Source organism: Pseudomonas sp. Irchel 3H3 (assembly GCF_900187635.1).
GTDB lineage: Bacteria > Pseudomonadota > Gammaproteobacteria > Pseudomonadales > Pseudomonadaceae > Aquipseudomonas.
Window position 1 is genome coordinate 115,820 of the sequence record NZ_FYEC01000011.1, and the last position, 18,458, is coordinate 134,277.

The following is an 18,458-nucleotide window of genomic DNA, read 5'->3' on the forward strand; positions in this document are numbered from 1 at the left end:
TAGCTGCTCAGGACCACCCGCGGATCGTCGAACATCTCGAAGCACAGCGCGTCCTGCTTCCACACTTCCAGCAAGTCGAAGAGCACCGCGCTGTAGAGTTCGGTCTTGGTGCTGAAGTAGTAATGCAGGTTGGAGCGTGGCAGTTGCACTTCCCTGGCGATGTCCGCCATCGCGGTGCTGCCAAAGCCTTTTTCGGCGAAGACTTTTTCCGCGGCCAGGAGGATTTTCTCGACGTTGCTGCGACGGATCTCGATCTTGTGATTGCCCATGGGGGCTCCCTGTCAGCGGCATTGTCCAAGACTAGCATTGGCGACACACGAAACGAAACGTGTACGCCCAGGGCCGCCAATGATTACCGCTCAACCCAGCAACTGGCTCAACACCGCGCGCAACTTGCCGGGCTTCACCGGTTTGTTCAGCAGCGGCGCATCGAGTTTCTGCAAGGATTGCCGGCATTGGTCAGTGCGGTCGGCGGTGATGATCACTGCCGGGATCACCTGCTGGAAATGCTCGCGCAAATGCCGCACCACCTCACAGCCCACTACCCCGTGGTCCAGGTGATAGTCCGCCAGAATCAACTCCGGAGCCTGGCCCATCAAGTTGCTCAGGGCCGAGCTTTCATCGGTGGCCGTGACCACTTCGCAGCCCCACTGCCCGAGCAACGCGCTCATGCTCTGCAGGATGCTCACTTCGTTGTCCAGCACCAGCAACCGTCGGCCCGGCAGCGGATTGCCGGTGCCCGCCTGGGGCACCGCGAGGCTGATGGGCAGAGGGATGTCGTCGGAAATCGGCACATCGATGCTGAACATCGAACCGCGTCCTGGCAAGGAATGCACCTGGACCCGGTAATCGAGGATCTTGGCGATCCGCTCGACGATCGCCAGCCCAAGGCCGACGCCCTTGCGGTCGGCCGCGCGGCCGACATCCAGTTGATTGAATTCGAGGAAGATCGATTCCAAGCGATCTGCCGCAATCCCACGCCCGGTATCCCAGACTTCCAGGCGCAACAGCGCGCCCCGCCGGCGAGCGGCCAGCAGGATGCTGCCCTGCTCGGTGTAGCGGCAGGCGTTGCTGAGGAAGTTGCGCAGGATGCGGGTCATCAGTCGCAGGTCGGTACGGATCCCGAAGTCACCCATGCGCACCCGCAAATTCAGCCCGGCGGCTTCAGCCACCGACTGGAACTCCGAGACCAGCGGGCCGAGCAATTCGTCGAGCCGATACAGGGCGACGTCGGGTTTTACCGCTGCCTGATCCAGGCGCGAGATATCCAGCAAGTCAGTGAGCAAATCCTCGGCCCCTTCCAGGGCCTGGTGAGTGCGCTCCACCAACACCTGCTCGACCTCGGGCAGATGCCGCTCGCGCAGGGTCGAAACCAGCAGCCGCGCGGCGTTTAGCGGTTGCAGCAGGTCGTGACTGGCCGCGGCCAGGTACTTGTCCTTGCTGTGGTTGGCGGCCTGGGCGGCGTCCCGGGCATCACGCAGGGCTTGCTCGATCTGCTCGCGCTCGGCGATCTGCTGTTGCAGGTTGCGGTTGGCCTCGAGCAATTCGTCGGTGCGTGCGGTGACCCGTTGCTCCAGTTGGTCATTGAGCTGTTGCAGGCGCTCCTGGGCCAGCTTGCGTTCGGTGATGTCGGCGACAAACCCTTCCACCAAGCCCTCCTGATCGGGCTTGAGCAACAGGTTCATCAGCACGTCCAGTGCGCTGCCGTCCTTGCGCCGCAGTTGGGTTTCGTAGCCCAGCAGGCTGCGCTCGCGCTGCAGGATCTCGCGGATCTGCTCCAGCTCGCGGGCGCCGCCGACAAACAGCGTGTCGGCCAGGTCCGTCAGGGAGAACAGGACATCCTGCGGGTCTGTGTAGCCGAGCATCCGCGCCAACGCCGGGTTGGCCGCACGCATGCCTTCCAGCAAGCTGGCCTGGAACACACCGTGCACGGCGTTTTCAAACAGCCACTTGTAGCGATTGCGCTCGGCTTCCAGCTCTTGCAGGCGCGCCGCCAGTTCCGGGTAATGACTCTTGCGGGCCGAGTGGTTGCCCAGCCCCAGCAGCCCGGCCAGCGCCTGTTGCTGCTGCTCAGAGGGCTTCGCCATAGACGACCTCGACATCCCGCTGACTGGACTCGCGCGGATTGGTGAGGATGCACGGGTCATCCATCGCGTGTTGCGAGAGAAACGGGATGTCCGCCGTACTGACCCCATGCAGGCCCAGGGTTTCGTGGAAACCGATGGCGTGCTTGAGCGCGATCAGGTGCTCCACCAGGCGCCCGCAGATCTGCCGGTGATTGAGGCCACGGCAGTCGATGCCAAAGGTCTCGGCGATCACCTTGAAGCGCTCCGGCGCCGAGCTGTAGTTGAACGCCACCACGTGCTCCACCAGCACCGCGTTGCACAGCCCGTGCGGCAGGTCGAGAAAGCCGCCGAGGCTGTGGGACATGGCATGCACCGCCCCCAGGATCGCATTGGAGAACGCCAGCCCGGCCTGCATGCTGCCGAGCATGATTTTTTCCCGCAGGGCGATGTCCGCCGGGTTGGCGATCATCTGCACCAGGTTGCCGTTGATCAGCCGCATCGCTTCCAGGGCGTGGGGGTCGGTCAGCGGCCCGTGCCCGGTGGACACGAAGGCTTCGATGGCATGCACCAACGCGTCAATGCCAGTACAGGCCGACAGGAACGGGTCCATGCTCAGGGTGGTTTCCGGGTCGATCAGCGACACGTCAGGCACCACCGCCTTGCTGACGATGGAAAACTTCATGCGCTCCTGCTGGTTGGAAATGATTACGAACTGCGACACGTCCGCCGAGGTGCCGGCAGTGGTCGGGATCAGGATCAGCGGCGGGCTGGGGACACGAATGGTGTCCACGCCTTCGAACTCGAGAATGCTGCGGCCGTGGGCGACCACAATGCCAATGCCTTTGCCGCAGTCCATCGGGCTGCCGCCACCGACCGCGACAATCACGTCGCAGTGATTTTCCCGGTACAGCTCGGCGCCGAGCATGACTTCTTCGACCCGCGGATTGGGCGACACGTCGCTATAGAGGAAATAATCGATGCCCTGGGCCTGCAGGCTGGCCTCGACATCGGCCACCCAGCCGGCGGCAATCACCCCCGGGTCGCTGACCACCAGTACCTTGCGGGCACCAAAGGTCTTCGCATAGTTGCCGACGTTGTGCCGGCAACCGGCACCGAAGATGATTTCAGGGGAAACGAACTTACGCAGTTGGCTGAGACTCTGGCTCATTGGAAAGCCTGTTTTTTATTGTTTTGAAAGGTAACAGCCACACTAACCGATCCGGTGGTGAATGCAATCAGACCATTGGGTACCCCCAGAGCGAACCAGATCTGACTATCTATCCGCGATAAATCAACCGTGAAGCCTTTTCGTTGCGCAGCGTCAGCGCCTCCATGCCCGGCCCGGGTGCCTCGGCTTCTTCCCGGGCCTTGAGGATCACCCCGTGGTGCGCCGACTTGCTGCACACCGGATCAGCATTGGCGGCGTCGCCGGTGAGCATGAACGCCTGGCAACGACAGCCGCCCAGGTCCTTGTGCTTTTCATCGCAAGAGCGACACGGCTCCTTCATCCAGGCATCACCGCGAAAGCGGTTGAAGCCGAACGAGTCATTCCAGATGTGCTCGATGCTGTGCTCGCGCACATTGGGGAACGCCACGGGCAACTGCCGGGCGCTGTGACACGGCAGCGCGGTGCCGTCGGGGGTGATGTCGAGAAACAGATTGGCCCAGCCGTTCATGCAGGTCTTGGGACGCTCCTCGTAGTAGTCCGGGGTGACGAAAATCAGTTTGCACGGATGGCCTTGCGCCTCAAGCCGCTTGCGGTACTCCTTGGTGATCGCCTCGGCGCGCTGCAACTGGTCGCGGGTCGGCAGCAGGCCCACCCGGTTGAGTTCGGCCCAGCCGTAGAACTGACAGGTGGCCAGCTCGACAAAGTCGGCCTCCAGCTCCAGGCACAGCTCGATGATCTGCTCGATGCGGTCGATGTTGTGCCGGTGCGTGACAAAATTCAGCACCATCGGGTAACCCTGGGCCTTGACTGCCCGGGCCATCGCCAGTTTTTGCGCAAAAGCCTTGCGCGAGCCGGCGAGCATGTTGTTCACCGCTTCGTCGGCCGCCTGGAAGCTGATCTGGATATGGTCCAGCCCGGCCACTTTGAAATCCCGCACTTTCTGTTCGGTCAGGCCAATGCCCGAGGTGATCAGGTTGGTGTAGTAGCCCATGTCCCGGGCGGCCTTGATCAGCTCGGCGAGGTCCTGGCGCACCAGCGGTTCGCCACCGGAAAAGCCCAGTTGCGCGGCGCCCATGTCGCGGGCCTCGCGGAATACCCGAATCCACTCGGCGGTACTCAGTTCCTCGCCGTGCCGGGCAAAATCCAGCGGGTTGGAGCAATAGGGGCATTGCAACGGGCAGCGATAGGTCAGCTCCGCCAGCAACCACAGCGGTGGACCGGGTGGCGTTTCACTCAATCCAGAATTGCGCATGGGCTACCTCCAGGAACGCCAGGACATCCTCGTCGATCCCCGGCACCCCGGGGAAACTGGCGCTCAATTGAGTAATGATCGCCGCCACACTGCGTTGGCCGTCCACCAGGCTGAGGATCTGCCCGGCGCTGGTATTGAGCTTGATCATGCCCTCGGGGTACAGCAGCACGTGACAGTCCTGGCGCGGTTCCCATTGCAGGCGAAAACCACGGCGCAGCACGGGTGCCTGTTCGTGTTTGATCAGGTTCACAAGGCGATCCCCCGGTGCCAGACATTGGCGCTGGTCACCGTGTGGTACGGCGGGCGCTCCAGTTCGTAGGCCAGGCTCATGGCATCGAGCATGCTCCACAGCACATCGAGCTTGAATTGCAGGATGTCGAGCATGCGTTGCTGGCCGGCGGCGGTGACGTAATGCGCCAAGGTAATCTGCAGCCCATGCTCGACGTCGCGACGGGCCTGCCCCAGGCGCGTGCGGAAATACTGGTAGCCGGCCGGGTCGATCCAGGGGTAATGCTGGGGCCAGGCGTCCAGGCGCGACTGGTGGATCTGCGGGGCGAACAGCTCGGTCAGCGAACTGCTCGCTGCCTCCTGCCAGCAGGCGCGCCGGGCGAAATTGACGTAGGCATCCACGGCAAACCGCACCCCCGGCAGCACCAACTCCTGGGACAGCACTTGTTCGCGGGTCAGCCCGACGGCTTCGCCGAGGCGCAACCAGGCCTCGATCCCGCCTTCGCTGCCCGGCGCGCCGTCGTGATCGAGCAAGCGTTGCAGCCACTGCCGCCGCACCTCGCGGTCTGGACAATTGGCCAGGATCGCTGCGTCCTTCAGCGGGATGTTCAACTGGTAGTAGAACCGATTGGCGACCCAGCCCTGGATCTGCTGGCGAGTGGCACGCCCGGCGTACATGGTTTGGTGGAACGGGTGATGGATGTGGTAATAGGCACCCTTGGCACGTAGGGCGGCTTCGAATTCGCTGGGGGTCATTGGCTGGTCAATCATTGTGCTTCTCCTGGCGGTTCGGTGAGGTCTGGGGGCATCGCGGGCAAGCCCGCTCCCACAAGGGTCCGAGTCAGCCTGCTGGCGAAAGGCCCTACAGGTCGATGTGCATGCCGTCGTAGGCCACTTCGATTCCGCGCCGCTCAAGCTCCGCCCGCTCGGCCGAGTCCGGGTCGAGGATCGGGTTGGTGTTGTTGATGTGAATCAGCACCTTGCGCTGGCGTGGAAAGCCCTCCAGCACCTCAAGCATGCCCCCCGGGCCGCTTTGCGCCAGGTGCCCCATCTCGCGGCCCAGGCTCTGGCCGACTTCGCACAGGCGCATCTCGTCATCGCGCCACAGCGTGCCATCGAGCAACAGGCAATCGGCGCGCTGCATCCAGCCGAGTAATTCGTCGTCGACCTGGCCCAGGCCCGGGGCATAGAACAACGACGCACCGCTGCGCCGGTCCTCGATGAACAGACCGATGGTGTCACCCGGCTGCGGGTTGCCACGATTCGGCGAATACGGTGGTGCGTTGCTGACCAACGGGATGGCCCGGAACTCAAGGTGCGCGCAAGCAGCGATGCTGAACGGCGCGCGGTCCAGGCCGATGGGTGACCACTGCAGGCCGCCGTTCCAGTGGGCCAGCATGTCAAACAAGGGAAACCCGCTGCTCAGGTCCTGATGAACCCGTTCGGTGCACCACACGGTGTGCGGACAGCCTTCGCGCAGGCTCAACAGGCCGGTGCAGTGGTCGATCTGGCTGTCCATCAGGATGATTCCGTTAATCGCCGTATCCCGCAGCCGGCGCGCCGGTTGCAGCGCGGGGAAACTTTCCAGCTGCGCGCGAATGTCTGGCGAAGCGTTGCACAGCAACCAGTCCACAGCGTTGTCACTCAGGGCAATCGAGGACTGCGTACGCCGTTGCGCACGCAGGCTGCCCGCGCGCACGCCAGCGCACTGGCGGCAATTGCAGTTCCACTGCGGAAAACCGCCACCGGCGGCGGAACCGAGGACACGGATGTGCATGGGCATTGCTCCAGAAGGCAGGCCCGGCCAACGCTATGGCTGGCCGGGTGGACAATCAACGGTTGGCGAAATACATCGTCACTTCGAAGCCAATGCGCAGATCGGTAAACGCGGGTTTAGTCCACATGGGTCATTCCTCTTCTTGTGCCGGGCGATTCCGGTACAGGCATTAATGCACGGGGCTTGAGGTGACCGAATGCTACTTTCGAAGGAGTTGGCGGGGTGATTTGGTAGGGGGTGTTGCGCAATTTTTCAGTAACACCTTCAGACCTGTGGGAGCGGGCGCCCGCTTGCGGCTTGCCCGCGATAGCGGTCGTACAGTTCAACATTGATGTTGAATGTGCTGGCCCCATCGCGGGCAAGCCCGCTCCCACAGGTTTTGTGTCGTGTTTAAGGAATCAGAAGAACCCCAGCGGATTGATGTCGTAGCTCACCAGCAGGTTCTTGGTCTGCTGGTAGTGGTCAAGCATCATCTTGTGGTTTTCCCGGCCGACCCCGGACTTCTTGTAGCCACCGAATGCGGCATGGGCCGGGTACAAGTGGTAGCAGTTGGTCCACACGCGGCCAGCCTTGATCGCCCGGCCCATACGGTAGGCGCGGTTGATATCGCGGGTCCACAGGCCGGCACCGAGACCGAACTCACTGTCGTTGGCAATCGCCAGGGCCTCGGCTTCGTCCTTGAAGGTGGTGACACCGACTACCGGGCCGAAGATTTCCTCCTGGAACACGCGCATCTTGTTGTGACCCTTGAGCAGGGTCGGCTGGATGTAATAGCCGCTGGACAGATCGCCCTCCAGACGCTCGGCCGCACCGCCAGCAAGCAGTTCGGCGCCCTCCTCCTGGGCAATCTGCAGGTACGAGAGGATCTTGTCGTATTGCTGCTCGGAAGCCTGGGCGCCGACCATGGTTTCGGTATCCAGCGGGTTGCCGCGCTTGATCTTGACGATCTTCTTCATCACCTGGGCCATGAACGGCTCGTAGATCGACTCCTGCACCAACGCCCGGGACGGGCAGGTACAGACTTCGCCCTGGTTGAAGAACGCCAGCACCAGGCCTTCAGCGGCCTTCTCGATGAACGCAGGCTCGGCATTCATGATGTCTTCGAAGAAGATGTTCGGCGACTTGCCACCCAGCTCCACCGTGCTCGGAATAATGTTCTCGGCGGCGCAATGCATGATGTGCGCGCCCACCGGGGTCGAGCCGGTGAAGGCAATCTTGGCGATGCGCTTGCTGGTGGCCAGGGCTTCACCGGCTTCGCGACCAAAACCCTGGACGATGTTCAGCACGCCGGCGGGCAGCAGGTCGGCGATCAGTTCGGCGAAGACCATGATCGACAGCGGCGTCTGCTCGGCTGGCTTGAGCACGATGCAGTTGCCGGCCGCCAGCGCCGGGGCGAGTTTCCAGGCGGCCATCAGCAGCGGGAAGTTCCAGGGGATGATCTGCCCGACCACGCCCAGGGGTTCGTGGAAGTGGTAGGCGGTGGTCAGCTCGTTGATTTCTGCGGCGCCGCCTTCCTGGGCGCGGATGCAACCGGCGAAGTAGCGGAAGTGGTCGGCGGCCAGCGGCACGTCGGCGTTGAGGGTCTCGCGCACGGCCTTGCCGTTGTCCCAGGTTTCGGTGACCGCGAGGATTTCCAGGTTCTGCTCGATGCGGTCAGCAATTTTCAGCAGCACCAGGGAGCGATCCTGGGCCGACGTCTTGCCCCAGGCATCTGCCGCTGCATGGGCGGCATCCAGGGCGCGGTCGATGTCGGCGGCGCTGGAGCGCGGGAACTCGGCGATCACCTCGCCGGTGACCGGCGAGGTGTTGGTGAAGTACTGGCCATTGATCGGCGCAACAAATTCACCGCCGATGAAATTGCCATAGCGCGGTTTGAAGGAAACAACAGCGCCTGGGGTACCGGGTTGTGCGTAGATCATGCTGGGCCTCTGTCTTGGTCAATGCCTGTCGGGCAAACAGGCGATGCACCGATAGTAGAGAGCCCCTCGTGCCAGACGTATGCGCCGTTGGCAGGGGGGCTCTCGTTATTTGGTACTGGGTTATGCGGTGAACTCCGGATCAATGCTTGGCGACGAGCTCCTTCGGCAACTTGAAGGTCCAGAGCATGCCGCCCTGGTTGAAGTCCTTGACCCGCTTGGCCACTTCGCCGCCCCACAGAGGTACGGCACCGCCCCAGCCCGAGAGCACCGAGACGTATTGTTCGCCGTCCATTTCCCAGGTCACGGGTGAGCCCAGGACCCCGGAGCCGGTCTGGAACTCCCAGACTTTTTCCCCGGTCTTGGCGTTGAACGCCTGCAGGAAGCCTTCCGGCGTACCGGTGAACACCAGGTTGCCCTTGGTGGTCAGCACCCCACCCCACAGCGGCGCGAAGTTCTTGTGGCGCCAGACTTCCTTGCCGGTTTTCGGATCAATTGCCCGCAGCACGCCGATGTAGTCTTCGTTCAGCGGCTTGATGGTGAAGCCGGCACCGAGGAATGCCGCGCCTTTTTTGTAGGCGATGCCTTCGTTCCAGATGTCCATGCCCCACTCGTTGGAGGGCACATAGAACAGCCCGGTGTCCTTGTTGTAGGCCATCGGCATCCAGTTCTTGGCCCCCAGGAACGCCGGCGCGACAAACACCGAGCTGCCCTTGGCCTCGCTGCCCGGAGCACCCGGTCGGCTGGCTTCGTTGTAGATTGGCCGGCCATTTTTATCCAGGCCCGTGGCCCAGGTGATCTTGTCGACAAACGGGAAGCCACGGATGAACTTGCCGTTGGTGCGGTCCAGCACGTAGAAGAACCCGTTGCGGTCGGCGGTGGCAGCAGCCTTGATCTCTTTGCCGCCTTCGTTGTAGTTGAACGACACCAGTTCGTTCACCCCGTCATAGTCCCAACCATCGTGGGGCGTGCTCTGGAAGTGCCACTTGATGGTGCCGTCGTCCGGGTTGAGGGCCAGGCGCGACGAGGAGTAGAGGTTGTCGCCAGGACGCAGGTGCGAGTTCCACGGAGCCGGGTTGCCGGTGCCGAACAGCAGCAGGTTGGTTTCCGGGTCGTAGTAGCCGCCCAGCCACGGCGCGGCGCCACCGGTCTTCCACAGATCGCCCGGCCAGGTCTTGCCCGCTTCGCCACCGGAAATGCCGTTCTCGACCGCCTTGCCGTCCTTGTAGACGTAGCCCATGTGACCTTCGACCGTTGGCCGGCTCCACAGCAGTTCGCCGTTTTTCGGGTCGTAGGCTTCGATCTTGCCCACCACGCCGAACTCGCCACCGGCGACCCCGGTGATCAGCTTGCCGTTGATCACCAGGGGCGCAGCGCTGATGGAGTAGCCTTCCTTGTGGTCGGCGACTTTTTTGCTCCAGACCACTTTGCCGGTGTCCTTGTTCAAGGCCACCAGCTTGGCGTCGAGGGTGCCGAAGAACACCAGGTCGCCGTACAGCGCCACGCCGCGGTTAATCACGTCGCAGCAGGGACGGATGTCATCGGGCAGGCGCGCATCGTATTGCCAGAGCTTCTTGCCGGTGCGCGCGTCCACCGCAAACACCCGCGAGTAGGAGCCGGTCATGTACATCACGCCGTCCTTGATCATCGGCTGCGCTTGCTGGCCACGCTGTTTTTCGCCACCGAAGGAGAATGCCCAGACGGGGCGCAGGTCCTTGACGTTATTCACGTTGAGGGTGTCCAGCGGGCTGTAGCGCTGACCCTGGACGCCCAGACCGTTGGTGACGATCTGCTCCGGGTTTTTCGGGTCCTGGAGAATGTCCTGGTCGCTGACGGCGGCCAGGACCGTGCCGGACAGCAGCATGGCGCTGAGCAGTGCACACAGGACGAAGGGTTGGCGACGTGCGGGTTGGGTCATGGCGGCTACCTCTGCGGTTTTTGTTATACCCGGGAAATTTTCCCGGTCTGGAGCAGATTCTTCAGCGCCACGACCCTGGCAACAATTGCCCGCAGTGTGGAGATTGTTAGTTCCTTGGTAGGGGGTCGAGCCCGTAGCCGATGCGACGGGGTTACGGGGTGGAGTCAATCCGCTGCATCTGCTCGCGCTCATAGCGCGGATACAAATGACTGACGCTGCGGATCAATTCATAGCGGCTCAGGTTGATGGCGGCGAAGCGCTCGGGGATCGGGCTGCGGATCATCTCGCCCATGTCGCTGCCGTTGGCGGCACCGTCACGCAGCAGTTGGTCGAGCCAGGCCAGGTAGTCGCGCATCTGCTCGAACGGACGCGCATCGCTGGCCACCGGGCCGTGACCGGGCACCACTTGCGTCCAGGGCAAACCCTGCAGCGTGGCAATGTCGGCCAACCACACCGACAACCCCGGGCTGTTGGGCGTGGTCAGGGCTCGCTGATAAAACACCAGGTCACCGGCAAACAGCACGCCGGTTCGCTGGTCGAGAATAGCCAGATCTGCGCCGGTATGCCCACCCAGGCTCAGCAGTTGCAAATCGTGATTCCCAAAACTTTTCAGCCCCGGCGCCAGGGTCTGGGTTGGCAGCACCACTTCGGTGCCGCGCATCCAGTCGCCGACCATCCGGTACATGTTCTCGGCCATGGCGTCACCCTGCTGTTGCAGGAGCTCGGTGGTCCCGGGCAAGGCGCCAATGGGCACATCACTGAACGCCTGGTTGCCCAGCACGTGGTCAGGATGGTGATGAGTCAACAGCAGCTGGATCACCGGCTTGTCAGTGACCGTTGCGATCGCCTTGCGCAGGGCCTCGCCGTAGCGTTTGGAGGGCCCGCTGTCGATCACCACTACTCCTTGGCGGGTGACGATGAACGCGGTGTTGACGATATTGCCGCCGTTGGCCTTGGCAAAATTGTCGGTGCTGCCCTCCAGCAGCCAGGTGTCTTCGGCGATCTGTCGCGGGCTGAGCACATAGTCGAGATCCGCCAGGGCCGGCAGGCTCAGCGACAGGCACAACAACAGCATCCAGCGCATCAGGTACTCCTTGGGCTCAGGGCAGGGTTGCGGAAAATTGGTTGCCGCTGTTGTCACGCAGCAGCAGGCGCGTCTGCCCTGCCCCTTCGATATCGAAGGCCAGACTGGGGTTTTCACTGACCGCAGGGAACAGCTCCAGGCGGGCCATGAGCTGGTCGTCCTGGTCACGCAGTTCAGCGTGGTTGAGGAAGAATTCCGGGATCCCGCCCACCATGCCGTTGTCCATCGGATGGGCTACCTGCAGGCGCAAGCGGCTGAAGCTGTCCCGCGGATAACGGCCACCGAGCACTTCGCCAATGTGTTCTTCCCAGCCTGGCTGGCTGCGCACCACACTCGGCGCCGTGCAGCCGCCACCCGCGGCGTCGATCAGGGTCGAGCCAACGTGCCACAGGCCGTCCCGAGTCTGCACCGCCGCGCGCAGGGGTGTGGCCTGCTCGATACGGATACGGATCGCCAGCCACGGCAGCACCCCGCCGAGCGGTTCGAAGTCGACGATCTTCGGCAACGGATTCAACTCGGCCCAGGCGAGGATTCTCACCACCTCGCCCTTGAATGCCCGGGCGTCGATTTCCAGTGGCACCTGGCGCGCATCCTCGGCAAACGGTGGCGCCAGCAGCTTGACCCGCTCATCGAACACGAACGGCGCATCGCCGAGCATCTGCTTGTGATAGAAGGCCCACATCACCGACGGCACCGGATCCTTCCCTGGGTCGACCGGCGCAGCCACCGCCAACAACGGCAGCCAGCAGGCCAACAGACAACTCGCTCGCCAGTTCATCGCAGCTCCTATTGATACATCTCGGGCACGTCGTAGCGCAGGCCGTAATGGCTATACAGGGCTTGCACCGCACCCTCGCGGATCAAACCTTCCAGCGCCTCTTCGACGGCGTAGGCCAGTTGACGGTTGCTCTCGTGCACCGCCATGCCGATTTCCCAACGTTGCTTGCCCATGTTCGGGTAGGCGTTCTCTGCCAGCGCCAACTGCGGGTCGGCGGCTTGGTGCAATTGCCAGTCGATCTCGCCGCGCATGGCCATGACCGCATCCACTTCTCCAGCCTGCATGGCGGCAAAGGCCTGCGGCACACCGGGATAGTGCCGGGTGTTTTTCGCCAGCATGCCGTTGAACACCGAGGTCAGGTAGAACGAGGGCACGCTGTCGACCTCGACCCCGATCGGCTGGTATTCGAACACCGCCACACTGGCCACCTTGTCCAGCCGCCGGCGGTCAAAAGCCACCTGCCACTGTTCGCTCTGGTACGGCCCGAACATCACCACATGGCCGTTTTCCAGCTCGCCCAGCTCATTGCGTTTCTGCGCGAAGTCGCGGTCGTAGGGCACGCGCATCATCAGGTCGGCCAGTTGCTGGTTGTGCAACGCACTGGCACGCCAGATGTAATCGCGCAGGTCGTCGTCGAGCTTTTCCCCGGCCGGCGCCCAGATCAGTTGCAGCTGCACGCCCAGAGCCTTGGCCAATGCCTGGGCCAGCTCCACATCGACCCCACGGGGCTGCCCGGCTTCCTCGAAGCTGTAGGGGGCAAAGTCCTTGTACACCGCCACCTTCAACTCCCCGGCGGCGATCATCTCGTCATACGTCCGGACCTGAGCCTGCGCCGCCGGGCAACACAGCAGCAGCGCACTGATCAACACCGCGAGCAGGCGCATGGGCTCACTCCTCGACGTGCACGCTATCCAGGTAGGTGCGTACCGCCCACAGGGCTTCCTGGCTCAGGTAGTCGGCCATCTTCGGCATGTACACCCGACCGTCACGCACGGCGCCGTGGCGCACGCGCTCGACGAACCATTCGTCCCCGGCATCGCCGGCGTCGAGCATGCGCAGGTCGGGGGCAATCCCCCCGGACTTGGCTTCCAGGCCATGGCAGGCGGCGCAGTTCTGGTTGTAGGCCGATGAACCGATGGCCACGGCCTTGTCGTGTTCCGGCGAAGTGCGGTATGGGTTCACTGCGGCCCAGCCATCGCCATCCAGCGTCACGCCGGCATCCTTGATCGGGGTCAGGCCCTGGGTCTCGACGGCTTGTGGCACCACGTTGCCGTGGGCCCAGGCCGAACCTGCACTGATAAAGCCGGCCAGCAGTCCGGCAACGAGCAAGGCGTTGCGTTTTGTTGTCATTGTTATGCCCTCAGGATTGCACGCAAAACCTCTTGGCAGAGGCTATGGCAGCCATCTTAGAAAGGCCTTGGCACAAGCCCCATGCTGCTTTGGTGGCCGCGCTCTACTCCCTTGGTAGTAGGGCTTGTGACGCACACCCAATTCATAGCCCGACCGGGAAGTCTTCCCGGCCACAGCGGGACTTTTTCCGTAGGCGCCACCGACACGGCGCAGCACCCTGTGCAGGCCAAAACCTCCACTGGGAACTGCAACCATGACAATAAGATCGCTACCCGCCCTTTCCCCCCTGACCCTCGCCGTGCAGGCCTTCCTGCTGGTAGGCGGCCTGTCCCTGGGCACCACCGGGTACGCTGCCACCGCCCCGACCAGCGCCAAGGTGAGCTGGGAAGACATTGCCAACGACCACCTGACCACCAAGGACGTGCTGCAATACGGCATGGGCACCAACGCCCAGCGCTGGAGCCCGCTGGCCCAGGTCAACGACCAGAACGTGTTCAAGCTCACCCCGGCCTGGTCCTACTCCTTCGGCGATGAAAAACAGCGCGGCCAGGAATCCCAGGCCATCGTCAGCGACGGCGTGGTGTACGTCACCGGTTCCTACTCCCGGGTCTTTGCCCTCGACGCCAAGACCGGCAAGCGCCTGTGGACCTACAACCATCGCCTGCCGGACAACATTCGTCCGTGCTGCGACGTGGTCAATCGTGGCGCGGCGATTTTCGGCGACAAGATCTACTTCGGCACCCTCGACGCGCGGCTGATCGCCCTCGACAAGAACACCGGCAAAGTCGTATGGAACAAGAAGTTTGGCGACCACGCCGCCGGCTACACGATGACCGGCGCCCCGGTGCTGATCAAGGACAAAACCAGCGGCAAGGTGCTGCTGATCCACGGCAGCTCTGGCGATGAATTCGGCGTGGTCGGCCAACTGTTCGCCCGCGACCCGGACACCGGCGAAGAAGTCTGGATGCGACCTTTCGTCGAAGGCCACATGGGCCGCCTGAACGGCAAGGAAAGCACCCCCACGGGCGATGTCAAGGCGCCGTCCTGGCCCAATGACCCGACTACCGAGACCGGCAAGGTCGAGGCCTGGAGCCATGGTGGCGGCGCTCCTTGGCAGAGCGCCAGTTTCGACCCGGAAAGCAACACTATCATCGTCGGCGCTGGCAACCCCGGGCCCTGGAACACCTGGGCGCGTACCTCCAAGGACGGCAACCCGCACGATTACGACAGCCTCTACACCTCAGGCCAGGTCGGGGTCGACCCGAGCACCGGCGAGGTCAAGTGGTTCTACCAGCACACCCCGAACGATGCCTGGGACTTCTCCGGCAACAACGAGCTGGTGCTGTTCGATTACAAGGACAAGGACGGCAAACTGGTCAAGGCCACCGGCCACGCCGACCGCAACGGCTTCTTCTACGTGGTCGACCGCAACAACGGCAAACTGCAGAACGCCTTCCCCTTCGTCGACAACATCACCTGGGCCAGCCACATCGACCTCAAGACCGGACGTCCGGTGGAGAACGAGGGCCAACGCCCGGCCAAGCCCCTGCCAGGGGAAACCAAGGGCAAGCCGGTGGAAGTCTCGCCGCCGTTCCTCGGCGGCAAGAACTGGAACCCCATGGCCTACAGCCAGGACACCGGGCTGTTCTACATCCCGGGCAACCAGTGGAAAGAGGAATACTGGACCGAAGAGGTCAACTACAAGAAGGGCTCGGCCTACCTGGGCATGGGTTTCCGCATCAAGCGCATGTACGACGACCACGTCGGCACCCTGCGCGCCATGAACCCGACCACCGGCAAAGTGGTCTGGGAGCACAAGGAGGCCTTGCCGCTGTGGGCCGGCGTGCTGGCGACCAAGGGCAACCTGGTGTTCACCGGCACCGGCGACGGGTTCTTCAAGGCCTTCGATGCGAAAACCGGCAAGGAGCTGTGGAAGTTCCAGACCGGCAGCGGCATCGTCTCGCCGCCGATCACCTGGGAACAGGATGGCGAGCAGTACATCGGCGTGACCGTCGGTTACGGCGGTGCTGTGCCGTTGTGGGGCGGCGACATGGCCGAGCTGACCAAACCCGTGGCCCAGGGTGGCTCGTTCTGGGTGTTCAAGATCCCGAGCTGGGATAACCCGACCGCCAAACGCTGATCCTCGCTACTGACACATACTTTGTAGGAGCGAGCGCCCGCTTGCTCCTACAGGGAAATCGGCACCTCCGAGAACCTTGCGATGAACTATCTACCTCTGCTGCTTCTCCTGAGCCTCACCGCCGCCCACGCCGACGACGGTGAGGACACCCCGCTGATCATCAACGGCTGCACCATCGCCGACCACAGCCAATGCCCCGGCGCCAATCTGCGTGGCGCCAACCTGAGCAACCAGGACTTGCGCAACATGAACCTCAGCGGCGCCGACCTGCGCGATGCCGATCTGCGCCACGCCCGCCTGGACCTCGCCAACCTGGAAAAGGCCCAACTGCAAGGCGCTAACCTGACTCGCGCCAGCCTGCAACAAAGCAACCTGCGCCTGGCCGACTTCACCGGCGCGACACTGCTGGCGGTCCAGGGCTGGGGCCTGTTTGCCCAAGGCGCGCAATTCCAGGATGCCAACCTGGGCGGCGCCTACCTGCAATTCGCCCGCCTGTCCGGCGCCAAGCTGCACAACGCCAACCTGCGCGCCGCCGACCTGGAAATGACCTGGCTGAGCAAGGCCGACCTGCAAGGCGCCAACCTCAGCGACGCCAACCTGCAGGAAGCCAAGTTCGGCGAAAGCAACCTGGCCCAGGCCAACCTCAGCGGCTCGCGCCAGCATTACGGCAACTTTCAGGATGCGAACATGGAGGGGTGTATCGGCTGTCCAACAACCTGGGACAAATGACTGGCTTTACCCACGATCTACGAACACCTGGCTCGTGCCCACAGTGGGATTTTTCGATAGCGGCAGATTTTGCATACGTCCACTAAACCCCTAGCAGCTGCCGAGCTTGCTCGCGATGGCGGTGTGTCAAGCGACATCGATGTTGAATGCTCCGTCAGCTAGCCACCCGCACCACCCCCATATCAATCCCCAGGTGCACCAGTTCGGCATGAGAGCTGACCTGCAGCTTGCTCTTGAGCAAGGTCAGGTGATTGGAAACAGTCTTGCTGCTGATGCTCAACTGCTCGGCAATCAGCCGTGCCGGGGTGCCTTTGGCGAGCATCACGAAGATCTCCAGTTCACGCTGGGTCATGCTTTGCAGGCGCGGATCGCTGGCGTCCTGTTGCGGGTGGCACGCCAACTGGGTAGCCAGGGGCTGCTCGATATAGGCGTGACCGGCGAGAATTCGGCGCACCGCCTCGATCAACACTTCAGGCGCCGAGCTTTTGGTCAGGTAGCCCGACGCCCCGGCATCGAGGGCCTGGCGCACCAGCGGCAGTTCATCGTGCATGCTGAAAAACAGCACCCGCAGTTGCGGCAAACGATGGCGCAGGCGGCGGGTGGTTTCCAGGCCACTGATGCCCGGCAGGCCAAAATCCATGATCACCAGGTTCGGCAGCGCCTCCTGGACCCGGCTCAACGCCTCCTCGCCAGTGGCCGCTTCGCGCACTTCGATCGCCGGCAACAACGCCCGCAACAGGCTGGCGTAGCCTTGGCGGACTACCGCGTGATCATCGACCAGCAAAATGTTCATGACACCTCCAAAGGCATGCTCAAGGCCAGCGCCCAACCGGCGCCGGGCTGACTGATGATGCGCAGTTCGCCGCCCAGGCAACGGGCCCGTTCGAACATTGAATACAGGCCGACACCCGGTTGCTGTGGTTGCTGAGCACCACGACCGTTATCGCGCACCAGCACCCGCAATCGTCCGCCGCAATGATGCAGGCGCACCCGCACCTGACTGGCGCCAGCATGACGGGCAATGTTGGTCAGGGCTTCTTGCAGCAGCCGATACAGATGGGTCTGGTGCGGTGCGGACAGCAGCGGCAGATCGGCGCTGACCCGCAACCGACAATCGATGCCCTGCCGGGTCTGCCACTGCTGCACCAGCAAGCCCACGGCCGCGCTCAACGGCAGGTGCTGCAGGACTACCGGATAGAGATCCTGGACCAGGGCGCGAAAGCCCTGCTGCAGGTGTTCGCAGTTGTGCTCCAACTCGCGCACTGTGCGCTCGATGGTCTGGGGCTGGTTCGCGACCAGGCGCAGCAGGCAGGCCTGGGCGCGAATCCCCGCCAGGTACTGGCCAAGATCGTCGTGCAGGGTCTGGGCCAAATGGGTGCGCTCCTGCTCCTGCACGGCCAACAGGGTGCGGGTCAACCGGGCATTGTCGGCATGGGCCTGTTCCAGGGCCTCGGTCATGCGGTTGAATTGCTGGGCCAGTTGGCGCGCTTCCGCCAGGCCGGTACCGCGCAGACGGACCTTGAGCTGGCCAGCGCACACTTGCTGCAAGGCCCGCAGCAACTCATCGAGCAGGTTCATGCCACGGCGTACCGCCCAGCGAATACTGACCAGGCTGACGAGCAACGCCAGGGCGCACAGGCCGAGCAGTTGCTGCACCGAGTCCCAGACTTCATCGAGTTCGTCCCGCGGGTCCAGGGCAATTTGTACCCGCCGGCCGTCGCGCAGATCAAGCAGATGGGGGCTGTGCAGGCGCTCGGCAAACAGCAGTCGGGCGAGCCAGGCATCCATTCCTTTGTGCACCGGAGCCTGTGCCGCCTCCCCCGACTGCAACCAGCGTACCCGCACGTGACGCAGGCCCTCGGTCAGCCGGGGCTGCAGGCTGACCGGGTCGCGTGCGGCGCTTTCGCTCAGATACTCGACCACCGCCTCTGCCGACTGCAGTTCCCGCTCGACATCTGCCAGCGCCTGATGCAGCAGCAAGCCCATGCACCCCAGGGTCACCAGGGCAAAAAAGCCGCAGACCCACAGGTTGATCCGCCACAGGGCCGACAC

The 18,458-nt window shown here is 63.3% G+C and carries 17 protein-coding genes and 1 pseudogene; 2 read left to right on the forward strand and 16 right to left on the reverse strand.

The genetic code is table 11. The features are described from left to right. Nucleotides 1–84 precede the first annotated feature (84 nt). The 14 genes and pseudogenes from CKW24_RS14405 to pedF form a co-directional block, all read right to left on the reverse strand. Nucleotides 85–269 (reverse strand): annotated as a pseudogene (locus CKW24_RS14405) (TetR/AcrR family transcriptional regulator); the annotation flags it as partial. A gap of 90 nt (nucleotides 270–359) precedes the next feature. Then, a complete protein-coding gene (locus CKW24_RS14410; protein WP_095168853.1) occupies nucleotides 360–2,087 on the reverse strand; it encodes a NahK/ErcS family hybrid sensor histidine kinase/response regulator in 1,728 nt (575 codons plus the stop codon). Further along, nucleotides 2,071–3,234 carry an alcohol dehydrogenase-like regulatory protein ErcA gene (ercA, locus tag CKW24_RS14415; protein ID WP_095168854.1) on the reverse strand — a complete coding sequence of 388 codons (1,164 nt, stop codon included), beginning with the start codon at nucleotides 3,232–3,234 and terminating at the stop codon, nucleotides 2,071–2,073. Before ercA ends, CKW24_RS14410 begins: the two co-directional genes overlap by 17 nt. Before the next feature lie 109 nt (nucleotides 3,235–3,343). After that, entirely contained in the window at nucleotides 3,344–4,486 is a 1,143-nt protein-coding gene (gene pqqE / locus CKW24_RS14420; RefSeq protein ID WP_095168855.1) for a pyrroloquinoline quinone biosynthesis protein PqqE, read from the reverse strand. Continuing rightward, nucleotides 4,464–4,736 carry a pyrroloquinoline quinone biosynthesis peptide chaperone PqqD gene (pqqD, locus tag CKW24_RS14425; protein WP_095168856.1) on the reverse strand — a complete coding sequence of 91 codons (273 nt, stop codon included), beginning with the start codon at nucleotides 4,734–4,736 and terminating at the stop codon, nucleotides 4,464–4,466. Before pqqD ends, pqqE begins: the two co-directional genes overlap by 23 nt. Further along, the gene (pqqC, locus tag CKW24_RS14430; RefSeq protein ID WP_095168857.1) at nucleotides 4,733–5,485 is read right to left on the reverse strand and encodes a pyrroloquinoline-quinone synthase PqqC; all 753 of its coding nucleotides are present in this window, start codon (nucleotides 5,483–5,485) and stop codon (nucleotides 4,733–4,735) included. The genes pqqD and pqqC overlap by 4 nt, the downstream gene beginning before the upstream one ends. A 91-nt stretch (nucleotides 5,486–5,576) precedes the next feature. After that, complete coding sequence (gene pqqB, locus CKW24_RS14435; protein WP_095168858.1) at nucleotides 5,577–6,491, reverse strand: pyrroloquinoline quinone biosynthesis protein PqqB; 915 nt, start codon at nucleotides 6,489–6,491, stop codon at nucleotides 5,577–5,579. A 55-nt stretch (nucleotides 6,492–6,546) separates the two neighbouring features. After that, on the reverse strand, nucleotides 6,547–6,618 hold the full coding sequence (pqqA, locus tag CKW24_RS14440) for a pyrroloquinoline quinone precursor peptide PqqA (RefSeq protein ID WP_003253598.1): 72 nt from the start codon (nucleotides 6,616–6,618) through the stop codon (nucleotides 6,547–6,549). 271 nt (nucleotides 6,619–6,889) lie between these two features. Further along, a complete protein-coding gene (locus CKW24_RS14445) occupies nucleotides 6,890–8,410 on the reverse strand; it encodes an aldehyde dehydrogenase family protein (protein WP_095168859.1) in 1,521 nt (506 codons plus the stop codon). A 139-nt stretch (nucleotides 8,411–8,549) separates the two neighbouring features. Beyond that, nucleotides 8,550–10,325 carry a PQQ-dependent methanol/ethanol family dehydrogenase gene (locus CKW24_RS14450; RefSeq protein ID WP_095168860.1) on the reverse strand — a complete coding sequence of 592 codons (1,776 nt, stop codon included), beginning with the start codon at nucleotides 10,323–10,325 and terminating at the stop codon, nucleotides 8,550–8,552. 151 nt (nucleotides 10,326–10,476) lie between these two features. Next, nucleotides 10,477–11,409: a quinoprotein relay system zinc metallohydrolase 1 gene (locus CKW24_RS14455; protein ID WP_095168861.1), complete on the reverse strand. Its 933-nt coding sequence runs from the start codon at nucleotides 11,407–11,409 to the stop codon at nucleotides 10,477–10,479. A gap of 16 nt (nucleotides 11,410–11,425) precedes the next feature. Next, nucleotides 11,426–12,187 (reverse strand): quinoprotein dehydrogenase-associated SoxYZ-like carrier, encoded by a 762-nt coding sequence (locus tag CKW24_RS14460; RefSeq protein WP_095168862.1) that lies wholly within the window; start codon nucleotides 12,185–12,187, stop codon nucleotides 11,426–11,428. Between the two features lie 8 nt (nucleotides 12,188–12,195). Further along, nucleotides 12,196–13,071, reverse strand: a complete 876-nt coding sequence (locus CKW24_RS14465) for an ABC transporter substrate-binding protein (protein ID WP_095168863.1) — start codon at nucleotides 13,069–13,071, stop codon at nucleotides 12,196–12,198. Nucleotides 13,072–13,075: 4 nt separating this feature from the next. Then, the gene (gene pedF, locus CKW24_RS14470) at nucleotides 13,076–13,537 is read right to left on the reverse strand and encodes a cytochrome c-550 PedF (RefSeq protein WP_095168864.1); all 462 of its coding nucleotides are present in this window, start codon (nucleotides 13,535–13,537) and stop codon (nucleotides 13,076–13,078) included. A gap of 253 nt (nucleotides 13,538–13,790) precedes the next feature. Here pedF and exaA point away from each other — a divergent pair, with 253 nt between their 5' ends. Together exaA and CKW24_RS14480 are read left to right on the forward strand one after the other, a co-directional pair. Beyond that, a complete protein-coding gene (gene exaA / locus CKW24_RS14475; protein ID WP_095168865.1) occupies nucleotides 13,791–15,677 on the forward strand; it encodes a quinoprotein ethanol dehydrogenase in 1,887 nt (628 codons plus the stop codon). A gap of 81 nt (nucleotides 15,678–15,758) precedes the next feature. After that, nucleotides 15,759–16,406 (forward strand): pentapeptide repeat-containing protein, encoded by a 648-nt coding sequence (locus CKW24_RS14480; protein ID WP_095168866.1) that lies wholly within the window; start codon nucleotides 15,759–15,761, stop codon nucleotides 16,404–16,406. 154 nt (nucleotides 16,407–16,560) lie between these two features. Here CKW24_RS14480 and CKW24_RS14485 read toward each other — a convergent pair whose 3' ends face one another. Both CKW24_RS14485 and CKW24_RS14490 read right to left on the reverse strand, forming a co-directional pair. Then, entirely contained in the window at nucleotides 16,561–17,199 is a 639-nt protein-coding gene (locus tag CKW24_RS14485; RefSeq protein ID WP_095168867.1) for a response regulator transcription factor, read from the reverse strand. Then, nucleotides 17,196–18,458: a sensor histidine kinase gene (locus tag CKW24_RS14490; RefSeq protein WP_095168868.1), complete on the reverse strand. Its 1,263-nt coding sequence runs from the start codon at nucleotides 18,456–18,458 to the stop codon at nucleotides 17,196–17,198. Before CKW24_RS14490 ends, CKW24_RS14485 begins: the two co-directional genes overlap by 4 nt.